The following is a 20,892-nucleotide window of genomic DNA, read 5'->3' as shown; positions in this document are numbered from 1 at the left end:
AAAACCGCCATACTCATATTTGCTCAAACAGCAACTACCGAAGCTTCTCGCAAGAAGCTCGGGCAGTCTGTGGCTTTATTTAAAGAGCTCAATAGGCAAACTATTGCTACGGCACGCAAGACGGGAATTCCCTATGTTATTTTTTCTGAAAATGAGCAGGTAGGAAACACCTTTGGCGAGCGTTTTACAAATGCGCTTACCTCGGTTTTTGACAGTGGTTATGACCAAGTTATAACCATAGGCAATGACACTCCGCACCTTTCGGCGGGGCATATACTTTTAGCACAAGAAAAGCTCAAACAGTCTGCGCTTGTTATTGGACCAAGTACAGATGGCGGTTGCTATTTAATGGGGATTAAAAAGAAACATTTTAAGCCTGAGCAATTTAAAAACCTACCGTGGCAGTCTAGTAAACTGGGTGCTATTATTTCTGATACGCTTTCGCGAAAGCGTACAAACCTTTACCTCCTTGAGACCCTTTCAGATCTTGACACATTTGCAGATTTACAGCAGATGCTCAAAGAGGCTTTTACATTATCAAAGAGACTATTACAACTTATACAAAACATAGTAAATCAAGGTCTTTCTCTTGATTACCATACTACAAACCGATTCTTTGAGTCGCTCACTAAAAGCCACTTTAACAAAGGATCACCTTCATTAGTTCGTATTTAAATCTTGTAAGCCACAACAGCTTACAGTTATTCTTAGATTTTCTTATTTACCAACTAATACACTCAGATGAAATCATTTTATCTTAGTATGCTCTTGCTTTTTACAGCAAGTTTGTATGCTCAAACTACCGTTACCGGAACCGTCACAAGCGCAGAAGACAACACTACAATCCCTTTTGTAAATGTTATTCTAGAGGGCACAACTCAAGGAACTATTACAGACGAAAATGGTTTCTACACCATCACTACAACCACACAAAACAAGAGATTACAGTTTTCTGCTTTAGGATTTACTTCTCAGTCAGTTGACATTAATAATCAAACAACCCTTAATATCGTCCTAGAAAATTCCTTTGAGGGATTAAATGAGATTGTTGTTACTGCACTCGGTGTAAAACGCAATACTCGAGAGCTAGGATATACTGTACAGACCATAAACTCAGAAGCTATAGACGAGGTAAAGTCTGTAAACTTTCTGGACAACCTTTCTGGTAAGCTTGCGGGAGTTACCATCACACAAGGCGCAACAGGAGTAGGCTCTTCATCACGCATAAGCATACGTGGAGAAGCTTCTTTTTCTAATAACAATCCGTTGTTTGTAGTAGATGGTGTACCTATTAATAACAACACTGTTTTTAACTTTACAAATGAGGCAGCCGCAGGTTTTCAAGAAGTAGATTTTGGGAACGGCGCAATGGAAGTAAATCCAGATGATATTGCTTCTGTTTCTGTACTTAAAGGCCCAAGTGCAGCAGCACTATACGGTACGCGTGCGTCAAATGGAGTCATTGTTATAGAAACTAAAGATGGTAGCAAGAAAAAAGGATTGGGTATAAGCATTAACTCTTCTATCTTTTTAGACAGTGCTTTCCAACTTCCAGATTTTCAAAACGAGTATGGTCAAGGACAAGGAGGCGTTTTTGAATATGTAGATGGCCTTGGAGCAGGAATCTCAGATAACATTACGTACTCTTGGGGACCTAGGCTAGATGCCGGAAATTTAATTCCGCAATTTGATAGTCCGGTGACGCTTGCAGACGGAACGATTGTACGTGGTGGAGATACAGCTTTATACAATGGACTTGCCATCACTCCTACAGAATTTAGGTCAAACCCAGATAACCTAAAAGACTTTTATGAAACTGGAGTGACCACCATAAATAATGTATCTGTCTCTAGCGGATTTGACAAAGGTGATTTCCGTATATCGTTTACAGATTTACGTAGTGAGTCTATCATCCCTGGTGTAAACTTAGATAGACAAACCATCGCTACAAAACTCAATTTTAAGCCAACAGACAAAACTAAAATCAAGGCGAGCATTAGTTACGTAAATTCTGGAAGCGACAACCGCCCATCAAATGGATACGGAAGTGAGAATGTAAATTACTCGCTCGTAGCCTGGGGACCTCGCTCTCTTAATATAGACAGCCTCCGTGATTACTGGCAGCCAGGACTAGAAGGCGTGCAGCAGTACTCTTTTAACTACACTTTCTTTGATAATCCGTTTTTTATCTTACAAGAAAACAGAAACTCTTTTAACCGTGATCGCGTTTTTGGTAACATAGCCCTTACACAAACACTCGCCAAAAATCTTGACCTTACCATACGCACAGGGATGGACTACAGTAGTGAGAAACGACAGTTTTTAAGAAACTTTAGTTCTAACCGTTTCCAGAATGGTGGCTATGCAGAGCACGATGTTTTTTATCGTGAGATTAATACAGACTTCTTACTTAACTATGATAACAAGTTTGGCGATTTCTCGCTAGATGTAAGTCTTGGAGGTAATCGCTTATCACAAGTAGCTTCTACAAAACAAGTGCAAACCACAAACCTTGCACAACCAGGTATCTTTAACCTTAATAATGCCGCATCACCTATAGAAGCATTCCAATTTGAATCTGAAAAGCGTATCAACTCATTTTACGGAGTGGCAAAACTGGGTTACAAGAATTTCTTATACCTAGACGTTACAGGACGTAATGACTGGTCTAGTGCACTTGCAACACCTTTTAGTGCAGATAACACTTCGTTTTTCTATCCTTCGGCTAGTTTGAGTTTTATAGGGTCTAACGTATGGCAACTTCCAAAAGCAATAAGCTACTTGCAATTAAGAGCAAGTGTTGCTCAGGTGGGTAATGACACTAATCCTTTCCAAACTTCTGGAGCGTTTATCGCACAAACTCCTTTTGAAGGGCAGCCTACTTTTAGCGCACAAAACTTTATCCCTAATGCAAACCTTAAACCAGAACAAACTACATCGTACGAGATAGGTACGGATATACGTTTCTTTAAAGACAGGTTTAATGTAGATTTCACGTACTACAACGCACTTACTAAAGATCAGATTATCTCCTTGCCCATTGCTATTTCCTCAGGCTTTAATCAGCAGGTGGTAAATGGTGGTGAGGTGCGCACTTCGGGTATCGAGGTCATTGCGGGCATCACTCCTATCGTAAATGAAAACTTTAGATGGAACACGACCTTTAACTTCAGCACCAATAAGTCTGTGGTTGAAAGTCTACCGCAATCTGATGGTCGTCTTACGCTTGCCTTTAGCCGTATTTATGACAGCGCAAACCAAACCGTATTCTTTCAAGTAGAAGAAGGCGGGGAAGTTGGCGATATTTATGGAACAGGCTACCTACGTAATGACGATGGCGATTTTATCATTGATAATAACGGTCGCTTTATTGCAGATAACAACCTCAAAAAAATAGGAAACTACACCGCAGATTTTAATCTAGGGTGGAACAATGATTTCCGTTACAAGCAGTGGAGTGCTTCTTTCTTATTTGACTGGCGTCAAGGTGGAGATATTGTCTCAAGAACGCGAGCGCTAGGTAATGTAGGAGGTCAACTAGCAGAAACAGCTTTCCGCCCAGAAGAGGGAATTATAGCACAAGGAGTTGTAAACACAGGTACTGCGGCAAATCCAAATTTTGTTCCAAACACCACGGCAGTTTCGGCAGAGAGTTACTACCGTCAGTTTTATGACCGTAACCACGAAGAAAATAACATTTATGACGCCTCATTCTTAAAACTTCGTCAGTTTTCGATAGGATATTCTTTCAAGCTTAAAGACGGATTTATCGGTCTTAAAGAAGGTGTAGACGTAAACCTTTCACTTATAGGACGCAATCTTTTTGCTATCACAGAAAACCCACATTTTGACCCTGAGCAACTTGCAGTGCAGGGACAAGGATTTGTGAGCGGTGTAGAAGATTTGAGCTATGCTACAACAAGAAGCTTCGGATTTAAGGCAGGATTTAACTTTTAACGCTTTCGCGAAAGCGTAACATAAAACATTACAAATGAAACAATTTTTATACATCACTTCCCTCCTGCTTTTACTTGGAATGAGCAGTTGCACAGAAGATTTTGAAGAAATAAATACTAACCCAAATGATCCCGTAAGCGTGCAACCTAGCTTGTTATTGCGACAAGTTATTTATGACTACGGAGAGCAAATGAGTTACGAAGGTTTTGTGGCTGGAGATTTACTCTCGCAGCACAGAACGGCTCTTGACTTTAATCTTTTTGATCGTCACGCCTTAAAATCACCGCAGCTAGGTGGAAATCCTTGGCCTATTTTTTATACGAATTTAAGAGACAATGAGATTATCTTACAGCAGGCGCAAACTAATGTGACCTTTGCTGTATATGAAGGGCCTGCACTTATCCTCAAGGCGTATATGGCGGCTGGACTTACAGATCTTTTTGGCGATGTTCCTTACTCAGAAGCGTTTAATGGAATAGATGGAACGGTAACACCAGCTTATGACACACAGGAGGCTATATATACTGCAGCAGATGGTATTCTAGCCAATCTAGATGCGGGAATTGCTGCTATTGAGGCTTATGAAGATGTGATCCCGCTAGAAGGAGATATTCTTTATGGTGGTGACTTACAAGCTTGGGTACGCTTTGCAAACAGTCTTAAAATCAAACATCTTTTACGTATCTCAGATCGTGTAGATGTAAGTGCAGATTTACAAGCGCTGGTTAATGAGGATAACTTTATAACTAGTAATAGTGATAATGCTGTTTTTAACTTTAGCAATACGGAGCCTAACAGTTTTAGACTTGCACAGTTGCGTGTGGGTGACTTTAACAACTTTGTGCTTTCTGAAACGATGGAAACCATTCTTGTAGACCTTGAAGATACGAGGCTTAATACGTTTTTTAGACCAGCATCAAATACTGACGAATTTAACGGACTTATAAATGGTATAGATGCAACCTCAACGGCTGCCGTGCTAGGAGATTTATCACTTGCAGGTACTGCTTTTAGAGAAGATACTTCTGTGCTAGACGCAAACTTTATGACCGCTTGGGAAACTTCGCTTGCACTCGCCGAAGCTGCCCAGCGCGGACTTATCACCGCAGATGCGCAGGCACTTTATGAGAATGGCGTGACACTCGCTTTTGAATACTGGCAAACACCTTTACCAGCAGATTATCTAACAGGAAATGCTGCTTTTAATAACGCAGATAGTTCGCCACTAGAACAAATACTTACTCAAAAGTGGATTGCAAACATTATAAACGGTTATGAAGGTTGGATAGAATATAGACGCACCGGTTTTCCTGCGTTTATGGATGTGCAAGCAAGTCTTAATGACGGTTTAATTCCCGTACGTATGCCCTACCCATCTGAAGAAGAAGCGCTCAATGCAGATAATTACCAGACAGCATTTGATGCGACAGATGGCAATAGTCTTAATGTGCGCGTGTGGTGGGATGTAGATTAAGGAATTGTGGGAGGGTACTGCGGACATCTCCCCTAGCCCCTCTTCAAAGAGGGGAACTTTTATGAAATACATTTTCCTAACGGAAAGTGATAACGATTAGAATAAGAAACCAATATATGAATGTAGAAATCTGGCAATGGGGATTAATTATAGCATCGAGTGTGTTGATGTTTGTGCTGTCTCCGCTTGCCAAAAGTCCTGATGAGTTTTTTAAGGCTACGCATCGTAAGAAGTCTCCTAATGTGTGGATGCTTACGGGTAGTCTCATTATCTCGTGGATTTTTGCAAAGAGTATAACCAATGCTGCTAACCTAGGTCTGAGTTTTGGGATTGTGGGTGGTGTGGCTTATGCGGGTTATTACCTCTCCTTTGCTGTGGCTGGTATGATTATCTACCAGATGCGTTTGCAAGGTGGGTTTACAAGTATACATCAGTTTCTGACTTCTCGCTTTGGAAAAGGAGCGATGCGCTTATTTTCTGTGCTCATAGCCATTAGGCTTTTTAATGAGGTGTGGAGTAACACGATGGTGATAGGTTCTTATTTTGGAGAAATGGGAAGCACTCCTTATTATTGGGCGATTCTGGTATTTACCATACTCACTCTGGCTTATGCGCTCAAGGGCGGATTGAGCAGTTCTATATTTACAGATGTGATACAGATGGGATTATTCTCCATACTGCTATGTGTGATTTTATGGAGTATATTTTCGGTAGATGATTTTAGTGTGAAGGAGGTTGCGACCTCTGGAACGTGGAGCTTTGATCTTGGTCTTAATTTACTTTTTGCAGCCTTATTACAGTCATTTTCATATCCCTTTCACGATCCAGTATTGACAGATAGAGCTTTTTTAAGTTCGCCTAAGGTTACTTTACGAAGCTTTCTAATCGCCTCGGTATTGGGAGCAGCTTGTATTATCTTATTTAGTGTTATAGGTGTTTATGCCCAATCACAAGGAATGGCAGGCCAAGCCGCGGTAGAAGTGGGTAAAGCTTTTGGCGTAGTCATATTGTTAGTCATCAACTTTATTATGATTACATCGGCGGCATCTACGCTGGATAGTACATTCTCCTCATTTTCAAAGCTACTTTCAGTCGATTTAAATTTGGGTAAAAATCTTTCGTTTGGGAGATTATCTATGGCTGTAATTGCCATATTGGGAACCATTCCCGTATTTCTTAATGCAGAGATTTTAAGCGCGACGACCATATCTGGAACGATGGTAATTGGACTAACGCCAGTATTTTTATTTTGGCGAAAGCCAGCCCCAAAAATCAGCTATTACTTGAGTGTAGTGACGGGTATCATTTTTGGCTTCATATTAGTTTTTGATGCCTTACCACTATCATTACAATTTACAACAGGATCTTATGCTGCGTTACTCTGGACAAACGTCTGGGGCATCACAGCCTGCTCCATATTATACCTCATACCACGATGGATAAAAAGATAAAAAACATAGGCAATCTTACCGGCAAAGTACTCCTTTATGGCGGTGTGTATAGCAATCTACAAGCGCTAGAGAAACTAAAAGCTATTGCAGAGCAGCAAGGAATTGCTCCAGAAAATTGCATCTGCACAGGAGATATCGTGGGATATTGTGCGCAACCAGAAGAAACCGTACAACTCTATAAAATATGGGGAACACACGGTATCGCTGGTAATGTAGAAAAGCAATTGAGTGAGGGCGCAGAAGATTGCGGGTGTGACTTTAGAGAAGGATCGCGTTGTGATGGTTTTAGCCAGCTGTGGTATCCTTACGCACAAAGCAAACTCTCTAAGAATTCGCTAGAGACCTTAGAGGCGCTTCCAGACCATATTACATTTACCTACGCTGGTAAAAAGGTGACGGTTGTACACGGCTCATATAATCATATTTCTGAATTTATATTTAAATCTACGCCTTGGGAAATAAAAGGTTCAAATTTTGATACAACACAAAGTGATGTGATTATTGCTGGACATTGCGGCTTGCCTTTTCATACGGAGCAAGAAGATAAATTATGGCTCAACCCTGGCGTGATCGGGATGCCGGCAAATGATGGCTCTACCGAAGTCTGGTATGCCATTCTAGATGACACTTCTGGCAATCTTAGCTATGAACATCATACCTTTGCATATAATTACAAGCTCACGAGCCAGTTAATGCAGAACGGCTTACTACCAGAAGAATATGCACGTACTATCGTAACTGGCATCTGGGACAACACAGAAATACTACCACCTGTAGAGAGTGGCTTACAAGGATTTGGCATAAAACTATAAGACGTGAACACTAAGAATATCGCTTACATATTACTTCTATTGGTTTCGGCAGTTTCATTTGGACAGTCGGATATGGATGTGCTCTTAAAACAGTACAACACGCGCTCTGTTCCTTATATTTCTGTGCAAGAACTCAAGATGGAAATGAGTGACTATTTAATTTTAGACACTCGTAAAAAGGAAGAATTTGAGGTAAGCCATATCCCAGGAGCAGTGTGGGTTTCTGAGAAGGTGAATGATAGTATGTACGCTTTCGCGAAAGCAAAAAAAGATCAACCCATCGTCGTTTATTGCTCTGTAGGGATACGCTCTGAAGATTTTGGCGAGCGACTAAAGAAGAAAGGATTTACAAACGTCAAAAATCTTTACGGAAGCATATTTGCCTGGAAAGATGAAGGCTACGAAATTCAAAACAAGAACAAACAACCAACCGACTCTGTTCACGTATTTTCCAAAGTTTGGGGGAAGTATTTAAAAACAGGACATAAAGTTTACTAAATGAATAAATATATACCACTCATTTTTATAGGACTCACCATAGGAGGATTTGCTTTACTGGCATATCATCTTACTAACGAGACATCCACCTGGAAAGACTATCTCTCTAGTAGTCTCATTATTATTGCAAATATTGGGATGTTTATAGCTATTAAAAAAAGTGACCAGTGGACAAAAAAAGATGACGAGTAATGACTAGAAAGAAAATCATTCTCATATTTATCATACTCCTTATCCTATTACTCGTACTTACTGTAAGCAAGCTAAATTTTGAGAACCTAGGTTGGTCTATTAATGCGAGTATATACCAGCAGCTCATCACGATGGCGCTTATGTTTTTGTACCTCGTATATAATTATAGAAAGCAATAATGAAAAAAAACATAGTACTCATATTCACCAGGAATCCAGAACTAGGCAAAGTAAAAAGCAGACTAGCCAAAGGTGTAGGTCAAGAAAATGCTCTTGAGATTTACAAGAAGCTCTTGTCACACACCAAAGACGTAGTAAGCACTTTAAATTGTACTAAACGCGTGGGCTACTCTGTGAAGGTGCGCGATAATGATATGTGGGACAATGCTATTTTTGAAAAATTCCAGCAAGAAGGCGAAGATCTAGGAGTACGTATGTATAATGCATTTGAAAAAGCCTTTGCAGATGGGTATGACAATGTACTCATTGTAGGAAGTGACCTCTACGACTTACGTGCTTCTCACATAAATGAGGCTTTTGACGCGCTACACTCTAATGATGCAGTAATAGGCCCAGCCCAAGATGGTGGTTATTATTTATTGGGAATGAATAAGCTTGTAAAAGACGTATTTTACAATAAAGAATGGGGTGGCGATACGGTCTTTGCCAGTACTATGAATGATCTAGCAACAGCAAAAGTTCATCAACTTGAAACCCTTAACGACATTGACTTTGCAGAGGACTTAAAACCATATGCTGAGTTTGCTCAGTATTTACAATAACAAGAAAATTTAATACGTTTAAAAAACATATTATGGAAAAATACATCATAGAAACAGCAGATTACTTAAAAAGCAAAGGCTTTGAAAATCCTGAAGTAGGTATCATTTTAGGTACTGGTCTTGGGCAACTTATTGATCGTGTTGAGATAGAACACACCGCAAGCTATAATCATATTCCTAATTTTCCAACGGCAACTGTAGAGTTCCATACAGGTAAATTAATTTACGGTACGCTTGAAGGTAAAAAGGTTATCATTATGCAAGGCCGTTTTCACGTGTATGAAGGCTACTCACTTACAGATGTAACTTACCCAGTACGTGTGATGCACGCTTTAGGTATCAAGCACCTATTAGTATCTAATGCTTCTGGAGCGATTAACCTTGATTTCAAAAAAGGAGAATTAATGCTCATAGATGATCACATTAATCTACAAGGAGGATCACCGCTAGCTTTTAAAGGAGTAGAAAAAATGGGAGAGCGCTTTGTAGATATGAGCGCACCTTACGATGCTGCTATGAACAATACGCTACGCACTATTGCAAAAGATAATGGCATAAACTTACACGAGGGAGTATATGCCTCTGTAGTAGGCCCACAGCTAGAAACTCGCGCAGAGTATCGCTACTTAAGAATTATAGGAGCAGATGCTGTAGGGATGAGTACTGTACCAGAAATTATCGTAGCAAATCACTTAAAACTTCCAGTGGTGGCAGTATCTGTTCTTACAGATGAGTGTGACCCAGACAACCTCAAGCCAGTAGATATTCCAGAAATAATTGCAATGGCTGGTAAGGCAGAGCCAGAGATGATCACGCTCTTTACGGGATTGATTAAATCTTTGTAAAGTACGCTTTCGCGAAAGCGGAATCTAAACCAAAAGATATCATTATTACAAACGAACTACTATCTATTCAAACAACAAGTTATGAGTTACCTTAATGCTACAAATGATCTTTATAAAGAAGCAGCACTTACACCAGATGTAGGACTGTGCTGTACTACAAATCCTATCTGGGAGTTACCTGGATTAAAGATCCCAAAGATTATGCAAGAGATGAATTATGGTTGCGGAAGCACTGTAAATGCTCGTGATCTTACTAATGAGCCTAAGATGCTATATGTAGGTGTAGGTGGTGGTATGGAGCTTTTACAGTTTGCATACTTTAATCGTAATAAAGGTGGCGTAGTAGGTGTAGATGTGGTAGATGAAATGCTAGAAGCATCTCGCAAAAACTTTATAGAAGCAGAGAAGTTAAACCCTTGGTTTAAGAGCGAATTTGTAGATCTTCAAAAAGGAGATGCCCTTAACCTTAATGTGGCAGATAACTCAATAGACGTAGCAGCACAAAACTGCCTCTTCAACATCTTTAAAGCAGAAGATTTAAAACGCGCCATTGCAGAGATGTATCGCGTGCTTAAACCTCACGGCAAGCTTGTAATGAGCGACCCTACTTGTGAGCAGGAAATGAATGAGGAATTACGTAATGATGATCGTTTACGTGCGCTTTGTCTTTCTGGGAGTTTACCTATAGCCGAGTATGTAAAAGCACTTACAGATGCTGGTTTTGGAACTATTGAGATAAGAGCTCGTAAGCCATATAGAATACTTAATCCTGGAGCATATCCTACAGATGAGCTCATTTACATTGAGTCTATTGAAGTAGCAGCAATCAAAGATCCTATGCCAGCAGACGGACCTTGTATTTTTACAGGTAAAGCTGCTATTTATTATGGAGAAGAAGATTTTTTTGATGATAAGCTAGGACACATCCTTCTTAAAAATCAGCCGCTGGCTATTTGTGATAAAACAGCAGGAGCACTTGCTGCTTTAGGTCGTGATGACATCTTTATAAGCGAGTCTACGTATCACTATGATGGTGGTGGATGTTGCTAGGCTACTGTTAGTTTTTTATAATACATACGACTCTATACGTATGAGTCACACAAAAAGCGTTTCTTTATAAGAGGCGCTTTTTTATGAAACCAACATCTATGAAAACCTTTCTTTACATTGCTTTACTCGGTCTTGCTTGTGCTTGTAGCACAACTAAGACTATAACTGCACCACCTGAAGTCTCTACTGCCGAAACACCTGTTGTCATAAAGAAAGATAGTGTCTCTATAGAAACAGCTCCCATCATAACTGTTACAGAAGATACAACCACAGTAAGTGCTCCAGCAGAGGAGATGATTACAGAATCAGAAGAAATTGAAGTTGAAGTTGAAGTTGAAGTTGAAGTTTTTAATACTGCAATTACAGAAACTGTTAATCACGATAGTTTTAATGACTTACTTAAGGCATATGTATCACCAGCTGGAAATGTAGATTATAATAGTTTTAAATCAAACTGGGGAAAACTACGCAACTACATTAAACTACTAGGAGAACAAACACCTACAGATACGTGGTCTCAAGAAGAAAAGCTCGTCTACTGGATGAACGCATATAATGCAATGACTATAGATCTTATCTTACGTCACTATCCGCTAGAAAGCATAAAGGATATTAAAAACCCGTGGGATCAACGATTCTGGAAACTTGAAGATCGCTGGTATAACCTCAACCAGATAGAGCACGATATTTTAAGAAAAATGGGCGATGCAAGAATTCACTTTGGGATAAACTGCGCTTCATTTTCTTGCCCGCCATTGCTTAATGAGGCTTTTACAGCGGCAAGTGTAGACGACCAGCTTGATAAGCTAGCTCGTAATTTTATAAATGACAGCTCTCGTAACACGATTACAACGGAAAGAGTCGAGGTATCTAAAATTTTCAGCTGGTTTGCAAAAGATTTTAAAACGGAGGGTAGCCTCATAGATTATCTAAATACGTACGCTACAACTCCTATTTCACCTTCGGCGAAAGTGAGATATAAAGCATATGACTGGACGCTCAATAAGTAGTAAAGTTTTCTTAATTACTCGCTTATCTATTTTGAAAAAGCGATATTAAGTTTTCACGAAAGTGTAAAACAATAAAATAATAGTTATGAAAATATACACACGCATTTTATCACTAATAGCCATAGCCATCTCTTTACAAAGCTGTGCGTTGCTCTCTGCTGGAGGGATTACAAGTCAAGGGCAACCTACTAAGGAAGTAACACAACCACTTACATCTACTACGGCAAACTCTGCTGTAAATGTAGATCACTCGCAATGGGACTCATTACTCAAAAAGTATGTAAATGAAGAGGGACTTGTAGACTTTGATGGATTCCAAAAAGATAGACCGCTACTTAACGGCTACTTAGATCAACTCGCAAATCTTGATCCATCAAACAAGTGGAGTGAACAAGAGTTACTTGCTTATTATATTAATCTTTATAACGCAGTTACCGTAGAGCTCATACTTGATAACCCAGAGGTAAGCAGTATAAAAGATATAGATGCCCCGTGGACTAAAGGGCGTGCAAGAGTAGATGGACGCCTGCTCTCTCTAGGTGGCATTGAAAATGGCGTGCTACGCAAGATGAATGAGCCTAGAATACATTTTGCTATAAACTGTGCATCTATCTCTTGCCCACCGCTACTGCGTGAGGCGTACACTGCTGGTAAAATCAATGAGCAACTTGACAAAGCAACTAAACAGTTTATTAATAGTTCAAAAAATGATATTAGCGCAAATACGGCAGCGCTTTCTTCTATTTTTAAATTTTACACAGAAGACTTTTATAGAGGATCAAATAAAAGCTTACTACCCTATATAAATAAATATGCAAATACTCAGGTTGCGACTGGTACACCTGTCACTTTTAAGGAATATGATTGGGGCTTAAATAAGCAATAAAGTAAAACTGATTGAGGTGTTTTTGCGTACATTTAGAATAAGATACATCTTTAATGAATTCTATATCTGTAGTTATCCCTGTTCTTAATGAGTCTGAGACCATATGTGCATTGCTCACTCACCTAGAAAACAAGGCGTCTTCTCAAAATTATATACACGAAATCATCGTTGTAGATGGTGGCAGTAGTGATGACACTGTTACTCAAGTCACTCAATATGCAGCGCTTAGTAAAACGGTATCTATTATCACGTCTCAAAAAGGTCGAGCACGACAGATGAATACGGGAGCCATACAAGCTACAGGTAACATACTTTACTTTTTACACGCAGACTCTTACCCACCTCAAAACTATGATGCACTCATTTTAAAAGAGGTCACTCAGGGTAATCCTGCAGGTTGCTTTAAAATGAAGTTTGATTCTAATCACTGGTGGCTACAGCTAGCTGGCTGGCTTACAAAGTTTAAGTGGCGAGCGTGCCGTGGTGGTGACCAGAGCCAGTTTATTACCAAAGCTCTTTTTGAAGAACTGGGCCGCTTTGATGAGCGATATATTATTTATGAGGATAATGACCTTATAAATAAGTTATATGCGCGACGTAAATTTGTCGTTATTCAAGAATGGCTCACAACCTCTGCACGTCGTTATGAGGAAAATGGTATCTGGAAATTACAGTTTCACTTCTGGAGTATTTATGTGCGCAAATGGCTAGGCGCTAGTGCAGAAGATTTGCACAAATATTATCTCAACAAGATCTCATAACAGATTTATACCTCATCTGCTTTGCGACCCCAGTCTGTAATTGCGTTTATAAGTGGTATAAGTGACTTTCCTAAATCTGTAAGCATATACGCTACTTTAAGTGGTGGCTTAGTAGTATAAACCTTTCTATCTATAATACCATCACTCTCTAGTGTTTTGAGCTGTAGGCTAAGTGTACGCTCTGTCACAGAAGGCATTTGCTTGCGTAACTCACTACATCGTAAGGGACCTTCTATAAGGTGATAAATGATTACCATTTACCACTTATCTCCTATCACTCCCATCATAAGACTTGTACAGCAAGAGCCTTTTCTCATTTAAAGGCATACATCTCGATGTGTTAAATTAAACCTATACTTTTTGGCTGTTCTTGCAAAGCTATATAACTGTATATACTTTTACTAAAATACTTAATACAGCAAAAAAAATAAACGTTATGAGTTTTATAAATGCAATGCAAGAGCGCTACACCACAAAGGTGTATGACGAGACAAAAAAGATAGATCCTAAGCACATAGAAGAGCTTAAAGAAAGTTTAAGACTAAGTCCTTCTTCTATAAACAGCCAGCCTTGGAAATTTACTTTTGTTTCTGATCAAGACACAAAAGAGAAGCTCTCTAAAGTATCTTGGATAAACACTGAGAAAGTAACTAAGAGTGATACTGTAGTTGTTTTTAGTAGAGTAGATGATTTATCACTTTTTGAAGAGCAAATAAAGAGAGAATTACCACAAGGAATGGTAGATTATTATAATGAGAACTTAAAACCGCTACCTAAAGAACAGGTTACTGCTTGGTTTGATAAGCAAGTATATCTCTCTGTAGGTGTATTACTAAGTGCTTGTGCGGTTATGGGCATAGACGCTACACCTATGGAAGGAATTGAACCTGCAAACTATGACAAGATTATAGGAAACGATGGCTATGCAACCCTAGTTGCCGTGGCTATAGGATATAGAGATGAAGAGGATTTTAACCAACCTAGCAAAAATCCAAAATCAAGAATCGCATTAGATAAAGTGGTAGAAACTATATAGTCTGAACTACTTAGATTTTATTATACAAAGCGCTCCATACTGGGGCGCTTTTTTTTCGCTTTAAGCGAAAGAATAATTAATCAATAATAACTTCACCCGTAAAGAAGCTTTCTACCTCAACAACTGGTGGTGTGTTTTTTAAAATCAAATTACCCGTACTACGTAATTCTCCCACGATAGATAATTGTGGTGCTAGTATCACATCATTAGTCCCTCTGTGGAAGATAGAGACATTTTGAACATCAAGATCTTCTAAGGGTAATCTACTATCACCATCTAGTAAATTTATGGTAAGATTTGTCACACTTCCATTTATGAAGAAATTAGACAATCCGTTGCATTGTAATAGCACATTTTCTGCATCTAGTGTAAGATTAAAGTCTCCATCTTTATGATAAAAGTCTTCTTCTATAAGGTCATCACTTACTAACCTGAGTGAGTTCCAGGTCAAGACACCCTCTGCCTCTACCGTTTGCCCGCTGCTATTACGTATCTGTTTTAAATCGGGATGACTCACATACACCTTTGATGTATCATAATCACGTATAACATTACAAGAAGCTGTGTTTTTAATCTTGAGTGTATTGTCCTCTATGAGAATTTCAAAATCTTCAAGTAAATTTTCTCCAGTTTCTAGTCTTACCGAGATAACTGGAGCGTCTGTCACTATGAGCTGAGCACGTTCAAAGATGGTAATACTATCAAAATCTGTAAGGTCATACTCTTGTGTAATGATATCGCCTGTGGTTTTTAGACACGTAAGTGTATCTTCTGTATCACAAGAAATGGCACTTACAATGATTACTATTATACTAGCTATATAAATGGAGTGTCTCATCTTATTAAAATCTATATCCTATACCAAACTCTACTGCCTCTGCTTTTGCACCGTGTGCCTTTACGACCATACTCCCTGCAAGGTGTTTTCCAAAGGTTCTTTTTAAACCTAACCTATTGTAAAATCTCCCTTCAAAGTCATACGGGTAGTACACATAATATCCCAATTGAGAGACAAAAGAAAGCTCATTAAAGTGCAGCTCGTGACCTACAAAAATGCCAAAACGCTTCCAGTCTTCCTCACCCGTGACATCACCATCTGGATATGCAATAGACTCATAACGTATGAGCTCTTTTAAAAAATTTGCAAAAAATGCGTCAACTCCCGCCGTAAAGCTAGATTTGTGATTAACACGTTTATCTACAAAGGCAGTAATGGTAACAAAACCATAGCGTGGTGAGTTGTTTATATCGCTTTGGTTTGCTCCACCGCGCAGTGTTAAGTTAAAATGTATAGGTTCTTTATAAGGAGTTTTTTCTCCCATAGGTATATACTCGGGAAACTCGGCCGCTTTTGGGAAGTAATTTAATCCTGCAGTAAACGCCCACGTATTTGTAGAATTATTTGGCGCCTTGAGATTTGCATTACTGTAGTGTATAATAGTTACCCCTGCTTGAAAGCCTATATTTTTAAAAATATTATTTTTCTTATAGCTTAACTTAAGCATCGTGCTACTCAAGACTGTAGTACCATATGCATTATTTATAAAATTAGTCTCCCTGTCATAGGGTTTTGTAGCAATCGCGAGACCCTGCCCTATTCTAAACTGTAAGCGCCTCTTCCAGTAATAGAAGTTATAATGCGCATAAGCACTATATAGCTCTCCCAGATACTCATTTTTCATATCTTGATACACAAAGGTGTACCCCACATCTGGAAAGTTGTAACGACGCTCCCAGGGTTCAAAACCATAGGTCTTTCGGTTATATGCCAGCATCACCCCCGTAGGGTGTTCTGTAATAAGGTGAGAGATATCTGGATTATGTTCTAAAATCGTTCCGCCAAAAAGGTCTGCCTCTACATCAAAAGGTCTTACTTTATCTTCTTGTGCAGTAGTGCAAATGCCGTAAAGAAGTACAAATACAATAGTAATGATGCGCATAGATGTAGGTTGTAATGGTTTTTTAAACCTACGAAAAAATGTCTGCTATAGTTTGTCTAAAACCTACTATTTTAAAAGGTTTTTTTTGCGCTTTCGCGAAAGCGCACCTATATCTATTAAACTCCTACAAGTCTTTATAAAATAAAAAAGCCCGCTACTTATGTAGCGGGCGCTTGTAATATATGTGTTGCTCTTATTTACTGTTTACGTAAAAGGCGTGAATCACTCCGGGAAGCCAGCCTAATAGGGTAAGTAAGATATTTATGAGTAAATCTTTTCCTGCTCCTTTTTCTAGTGCAACTGCTAGTGGCGGAAAAAGAATACTTAGAATAATGGTTATTAGTGACATTGGTTTTTGGTTTGTTGTTAATACTGATATAAATCTACAATACTACTTATGAGATCTTATTAATATTATCTCAATTGTTTTGAGTTTAACAAACGTGACTAGAAATACTGCCCTATACCAAACACAAATCCACTAGTGGAATTTGAGGTAACACCATACCCATAATCTACTCGAAAAGTGGCATTAAAAATCTTTTTATGAATAAACCTAAGGCCTAGACCTGGATAAACTCGTAAATTTTGATCATCACCAAAATCGCCAAAATCTCCCCCGGGATTGCGCCAAGAGCCAGCATCTACAAAGCCCACTCCTTGTATTGTAAACCAGTCTCGATCTGCTAGCGTTTGTCTATACTCTGCATTGAGTACTACCACGCCGGTGCCTCTATCTATGGTATTACCTACACCTCGTATATTAAGATTGTTATCTACAGAAAAGGGGGCAAAAGGAGAATCTGCATTTGTAGCAAGACCTAGACGCAATCGCGTTGCGAAGTTTCCATCATAAATACCATCCTTATCTCGTATTCTAGCAAAATATCTAAAATCATTCCACCAGATAGTAAAATCTGGTAATGTCACCGCATTAGCCTGTACATATTGTACATTAAAAGTACTTTTAAAACCACTCACATACTGAAAGTCATACTTTAGAGCATCATACTCATAAATTCCTTTAAGCAGTATTTTATCTACATTAAAGGCTTGTGGCACGCTCACATCTGTGGCCCCATTGAGGTATAAATAATCTTCATTAAAGAGGTTAACACCTAACTCAACACGATGCTTAAAGTTAAAAGCATATAGACCTAAAATCTCTATGGAAGTATTGTTATACTTATAGTCTGCAGTACCATTATCTAAGAACACAGGTTCTTGAGTAGTAAGACTCTGAAAGTTAATCGCAAGTCCTACATTGTTATTAAATAAAAAAGGCGCTCTAAAATTTATACCATACGAGCTAAAAATATCTTTCTGATAAAACCCTCCAAAACCTATATTTCTTCCTAATAAATTATATTCATAAAGGCCTAGCCTGTATGCAAACTCATCATCATTAGTCGTGTAGAAATTAACTTGCGGGTTTATTGTGATATTTTCTTCTACGTTATAAAAAACATTATAAAAGTTATCGTGTGATTTAAAAACTTGAAAATAAGCGTGAGCAACTGCTGGAAGTCTTTTAAGGCGTATTATATCTTGATTTATCACTGCAGAGTCTAATGCAACTCCCGGTTTTATATCACTTATTAGTTTTATAAAACTAGGCTTAAGTCTTTTTGTGCCTTGTACTTTAAGGTCTAGCACTTCACCCTCTTGTCCAGAAAGCTGTACAGCGGTAATGCAACATACCATTAAAATTAATACTCTCTGTAACACTTTACATCATTATAAAAGAATCTCTCTACCTATTAAAAATACTGTCCTATCCCAAAGACAAGACCACTGTTTTGTGACGCCCCTAGCCCTACGCCATAGTCTAGTCTTATAACTGCATTAAATATACGTTTATGTATAAAACGCACTCCTACTCCAGAGTATATCTCAAGAGCATCACCACTTACAAGGTTATCTAGCGGTTGCCTTGCCTCTCTTAAGGTTCCTCCATCTACAAAGGCATTACCCTGTAGTACAAACCAGCCTCTCTCTAGCAGCGTGTGGCGGTACTCTGTATTTATAAATATAAAACTCGTACCCCTCGCGATATCATTACCAGCCCCACGTAAGTTAAACTGGTTATCTACGGTAAATGGCGCAAATTCAGACTCATTAAAAGAAGCAAACCCTAATTGTAATCTACTTGCCCAGTTACCTTTACTTCCTATTCTTTTAAAATATTCGGTTGTATTAACTCCTATAAAAGAGTCGTCAAGTAAGCCCTCACCTCCATTAATATATCTCGCATCAAGTAAGTTTCTAAAACCAGAAACATACTGATAATCTATGTCTAAAAAATTTGTCTCATACTCAGCTCGCACAGCAATTTTTGAAGCCTCTAGTTTGTTTGGAAAAGTAGCATCTATCTCTGTATCGTTTGCAGCGTACTGCTCTTTAAAAATATTAATCCCTAGCTCTGCTTTGTTGTGAAAGTCAATTTCGTAAAGTCCGTAAATCTCAGCCCCAGCTCTATCTTTTTTATAATTAAGTGTAGTTGTATCAAAGTAAATGGGCTCAAAGGTGACATCTTTAATGTAATTTACACCTAGCCCTAACTTGTTTGTAAATACAAATGGGGCCTCCCAGTAAGCTCCGTAAGAATTAAAAACATCACGCTGGTAAAAGCCACCCACAATCTGGCTCTGGCCTAAAAAGTTAAACTCAAATACACTGAGTCTAAAGGCAAAACTTCCATCATTTGCCTCAGAGATACGTATACCCGGTATAATTGTAAAATTTTCTACAATATCATAAGTGACTTCTATAGCACCATTACGTACCAAAGCTATAGTAGCGGTGGCTTTTGCAATAGCAGGAAGTCTATTAAATCGCTCTACATCTGTAGCTACTTTAAGCGAGTCATAAGGAGATGCTACTTCTGTTTTTATGAGTCTTCTCAACAGTGACTCATCTACTTTTTTTAACCCTTTAAAAGTGATTCTTTCTACTTGCTGCTTTTGAGCATAAACAAGGCAAGGCAGCAAGAACAGATATAGATATATAATTTGTTTCATAGGCTTATTTACGATACTATGAGTCCGTCGGTTCTTAATCGTAAACATTGCAGGAGCTATCGTATTTAATTTCTACCGTAGTATTCTTTTACAATATCTTGAGCTGGTTTATTTTGAGGTGTAAACTGGCTATTTTCTGGTCCTCCTACACGGTCGTGATGTATAAACCATTTCCATAAAAAGCCTCCTGCCATCCACTCTTCATCCCAGACGGCTTCATAAAGTGCTTTTGTAACATTTACTTGCGCTTCTAGATTTACTTGAGTCATACTTCGGTCAGAGCGCCAGGGTTCTTTACCTGTATAGTCTACAGAGCGATAGCCATACTCTGTAAATAATACTTTGCGTTGTTGCGCTTTCGCGAAAGCGGAAATCTCCTCTTTCCATTTTATCCAGCCTTCTATAGCACACGCCACCGTAGGTGTCTGATCATCACATACTGGAAAGTAGGCATCTATCCCAATATAATCCAGCTCTTGCCAGAAGGGTGTACGTTTATACTCATCCCAGTTTGCCGCATACGTAAGCTTACCTTTGTATACTTTTTTGATATCTTTTATGAGCTGTTGCCAGAAAGCTGGTCTATTTACTACAAATTGCTCCAGCTCTGTGCCTATGCAAAATATTGCTGCATTTTCCTCTTGAGCAAGTGTGGCATAATCCATTATAAAATCGCGATACGATTGCTCAAGTGCCAGCCACTCCTCTTCTGTCTCCATCTTGAGGTAACCTGTAAACTCACCCCGACGTATCCATATCTGGGGTTTGAGCATTACATCTATACCTTTATCGTGAAGTTGTGCTACATAATTACGACCGCCTTCTCTAGTCTCACCATACCACTGTCTATCTGTATTGTATACAATTTGCGCTTTATCTAGTGCCGGCACAAAACCAAAGGGCATTACGGCAGCATAGTTTGCGTTTATATCAATAACGGGTGCCACGTGACTGCTGTCTACTGGAGAGCGATTTGCCACAAAACTTATACCGTTAACCTTTTGCTCTGGAGCTGGCTGAGCACTACACGCTTGTAAGACCAGTATGATTATGAGAGATTGTAAAACTGTTTTTATCATTAGTATCAATTCAAGAAATTAAAGATAGGCTTCTATGCAGTAAACCAAAAAAACCTGACCACTTTTATAAGTGGTCAGGTCTAGCTATCTCTAGATTATA

General features: G+C 38.9%; 22 protein-coding genes. 15 read left to right on the top strand and 7 right to left on the bottom strand.

Translation table 11 applies throughout. The features are described from left to right. The first annotated feature begins 69 nt into the window (after window positions 1-69). The 14 genes from ACJJVM_RS10500 to ACJJVM_RS10435 all read left to right on the top strand — a co-directional run bounded on the left by ACJJVM_RS10500 (window position 70) and on the right by ACJJVM_RS10435 (window position 13,717). Window positions 70-675, top strand: a complete 606-nt coding sequence (locus ACJJVM_RS10500) for a DUF2064 domain-containing protein (protein WP_405211645.1) — start codon at window positions 70-72, stop codon at window positions 673-675. A 66-nt stretch (window positions 676-741) separates the two neighbouring features. Beyond that, window positions 742-3,957, top strand: a complete 3,216-nt coding sequence (locus tag ACJJVM_RS10495) for a SusC/RagA family TonB-linked outer membrane protein (protein ID WP_405211644.1) — start codon at window positions 742-744, stop codon at window positions 3,955-3,957. A 34-nt stretch (window positions 3,958-3,991) separates the two neighbouring features. Next, a complete protein-coding gene (locus ACJJVM_RS10490; protein ID WP_405211643.1) occupies window positions 3,992-5,431 on the top strand; it encodes a SusD/RagB family nutrient-binding outer membrane lipoprotein in 1,440 nt (479 codons plus the stop codon). Between the two features lie 116 nt (window positions 5,432-5,547). Continuing rightward, window positions 5,548-6,882 (top strand): sodium:solute symporter, encoded by a 1,335-nt coding sequence (locus ACJJVM_RS10485; RefSeq protein WP_405211642.1) that lies wholly within the window; start codon window positions 5,548-5,550, stop codon window positions 6,880-6,882. Continuing rightward, complete coding sequence (locus ACJJVM_RS10480) at window positions 6,867-7,694, top strand: metallophosphoesterase family protein (protein ID WP_405211641.1); 828 nt, start codon at window positions 6,867-6,869, stop codon at window positions 7,692-7,694. Before ACJJVM_RS10485 ends, ACJJVM_RS10480 begins: the two co-directional genes overlap by 16 nt. Window positions 7,695-7,697: 3 nt before the next feature. Continuing rightward, window positions 7,698-8,192 (top strand): rhodanese-like domain-containing protein, encoded by a 495-nt coding sequence (locus ACJJVM_RS10475; protein ID WP_405211640.1) that lies wholly within the window; start codon window positions 7,698-7,700, stop codon window positions 8,190-8,192. Further along, window positions 8,193-8,384 carry a hypothetical protein gene (locus tag ACJJVM_RS10470; RefSeq protein ID WP_021778162.1) on the top strand — a complete coding sequence of 64 codons (192 nt, stop codon included), beginning with the start codon at window positions 8,193-8,195 and terminating at the stop codon, window positions 8,382-8,384. Continuing rightward, window positions 8,384-8,563 (top strand): hypothetical protein, encoded by a 180-nt coding sequence (locus tag ACJJVM_RS10465; RefSeq protein ID WP_405203631.1) that lies wholly within the window; start codon window positions 8,384-8,386, stop codon window positions 8,561-8,563. The genes ACJJVM_RS10470 and ACJJVM_RS10465 overlap by 1 nt, the downstream gene beginning before the upstream one ends. Further along, entirely contained in the window at window positions 8,563-9,165 is a 603-nt protein-coding gene (locus ACJJVM_RS10460) for a TIGR04282 family arsenosugar biosynthesis glycosyltransferase (RefSeq protein ID WP_405211639.1), read from the top strand. The genes ACJJVM_RS10465 and ACJJVM_RS10460 overlap by 1 nt, the downstream gene beginning before the upstream one ends. A 32-nt stretch (window positions 9,166-9,197) precedes the next feature. Next, entirely contained in the window at window positions 9,198-10,010 is an 813-nt protein-coding gene (locus ACJJVM_RS10455; RefSeq protein WP_035334536.1) for a purine-nucleoside phosphorylase, read from the top strand. An 81-nt stretch (window positions 10,011-10,091) separates the two neighbouring features. Then, entirely contained in the window at window positions 10,092-11,060 is a 969-nt protein-coding gene (gene arsM / locus ACJJVM_RS10450; protein ID WP_035334537.1) for an arsenosugar biosynthesis arsenite methyltransferase ArsM, read from the top strand. Window positions 11,061-11,158: 98 nt separating this feature from the next. Further along, window positions 11,159-12,070: a DUF547 domain-containing protein gene (locus ACJJVM_RS10445; RefSeq protein WP_405211638.1), complete on the top strand. Its 912-nt coding sequence runs from the start codon at window positions 11,159-11,161 to the stop codon at window positions 12,068-12,070. A gap of 85 nt (window positions 12,071-12,155) precedes the next feature. Continuing rightward, window positions 12,156-12,956: a DUF547 domain-containing protein gene (locus ACJJVM_RS10440; RefSeq protein ID WP_405211637.1), complete on the top strand. Its 801-nt coding sequence runs from the start codon at window positions 12,156-12,158 to the stop codon at window positions 12,954-12,956. A 53-nt stretch (window positions 12,957-13,009) separates the two neighbouring features. Then, window positions 13,010-13,717 (top strand): TIGR04283 family arsenosugar biosynthesis glycosyltransferase, encoded by a 708-nt coding sequence (locus ACJJVM_RS10435; protein ID WP_298353533.1) that lies wholly within the window; start codon window positions 13,010-13,012, stop codon window positions 13,715-13,717. Between the two features lie 5 nt (window positions 13,718-13,722). Here ACJJVM_RS10435 and ACJJVM_RS10430 read toward each other — a convergent pair whose 3' ends face one another. Further along, window positions 13,723-13,974 (bottom strand): winged helix-turn-helix transcriptional regulator, encoded by a 252-nt coding sequence (locus tag ACJJVM_RS10430; protein ID WP_405211636.1) that lies wholly within the window; start codon window positions 13,972-13,974, stop codon window positions 13,723-13,725. Between the two features lie 179 nt (window positions 13,975-14,153). Between ACJJVM_RS10430 and ACJJVM_RS10425 the strand changes: the two genes are divergently transcribed. After that, complete coding sequence (locus ACJJVM_RS10425; RefSeq protein ID WP_299151258.1) at window positions 14,154-14,753, top strand: nitroreductase family protein; 600 nt, start codon at window positions 14,154-14,156, stop codon at window positions 14,751-14,753. Window positions 14,754-14,829: 76 nt separating this feature from the next. Here the strand turns inward: ACJJVM_RS10425 and ACJJVM_RS10420 are convergent, their stop codons facing one another. The 6 genes from ACJJVM_RS10420 to ACJJVM_RS10395 form a co-directional block, all read right to left on the bottom strand. Then, on the bottom strand, window positions 14,830-15,591 hold the full coding sequence (locus ACJJVM_RS10420) for a head GIN domain-containing protein (protein ID WP_405211635.1): 762 nt from the start codon (window positions 15,589-15,591) through the stop codon (window positions 14,830-14,832). A 4-nt stretch (window positions 15,592-15,595) separates the two neighbouring features. Next, entirely contained in the window at window positions 15,596-16,693 is a 1,098-nt protein-coding gene (locus tag ACJJVM_RS10415) for an acyloxyacyl hydrolase (RefSeq protein WP_405211634.1), read from the bottom strand. A 193-nt stretch (window positions 16,694-16,886) separates the two neighbouring features. Then, window positions 16,887-17,042, bottom strand: coding sequence for a YqaE/Pmp3 family membrane protein (locus ACJJVM_RS10410; protein WP_021778150.1), 156 nt, complete (start codon window positions 17,040-17,042; stop codon window positions 16,887-16,889). 98 nt (window positions 17,043-17,140) lie between these two features. Then, window positions 17,141-18,397 (bottom strand): outer membrane protein assembly factor, encoded by a 1,257-nt coding sequence (locus tag ACJJVM_RS10405; RefSeq protein ID WP_405212198.1) that lies wholly within the window; start codon window positions 18,395-18,397, stop codon window positions 17,141-17,143. Window positions 18,398-18,453: 56 nt separating this feature from the next. Then, complete coding sequence (locus tag ACJJVM_RS10400; RefSeq protein WP_405211633.1) at window positions 18,454-19,713, bottom strand: POTRA domain-containing protein; 1,260 nt, start codon at window positions 19,711-19,713, stop codon at window positions 18,454-18,456. A 65-nt stretch (window positions 19,714-19,778) separates the two neighbouring features. After that, window positions 19,779-20,792, bottom strand: coding sequence for a glycoside hydrolase family 113 (locus ACJJVM_RS10395; protein WP_405211632.1), 1,014 nt, complete (start codon window positions 20,790-20,792; stop codon window positions 19,779-19,781). Window positions 20,793-20,892: the final 100 nt, after the last annotated feature.

Source organism: Dokdonia sp. Asnod2-E02, from assembly GCF_045063915.1.
GTDB lineage: Bacteria > Bacteroidota > Bacteroidia > Flavobacteriales > Flavobacteriaceae > Dokdonia.
Note: the sequence above shows the minus strand (reverse complement) of the source record. Positions and strands in the feature narration are given on the sequence as shown.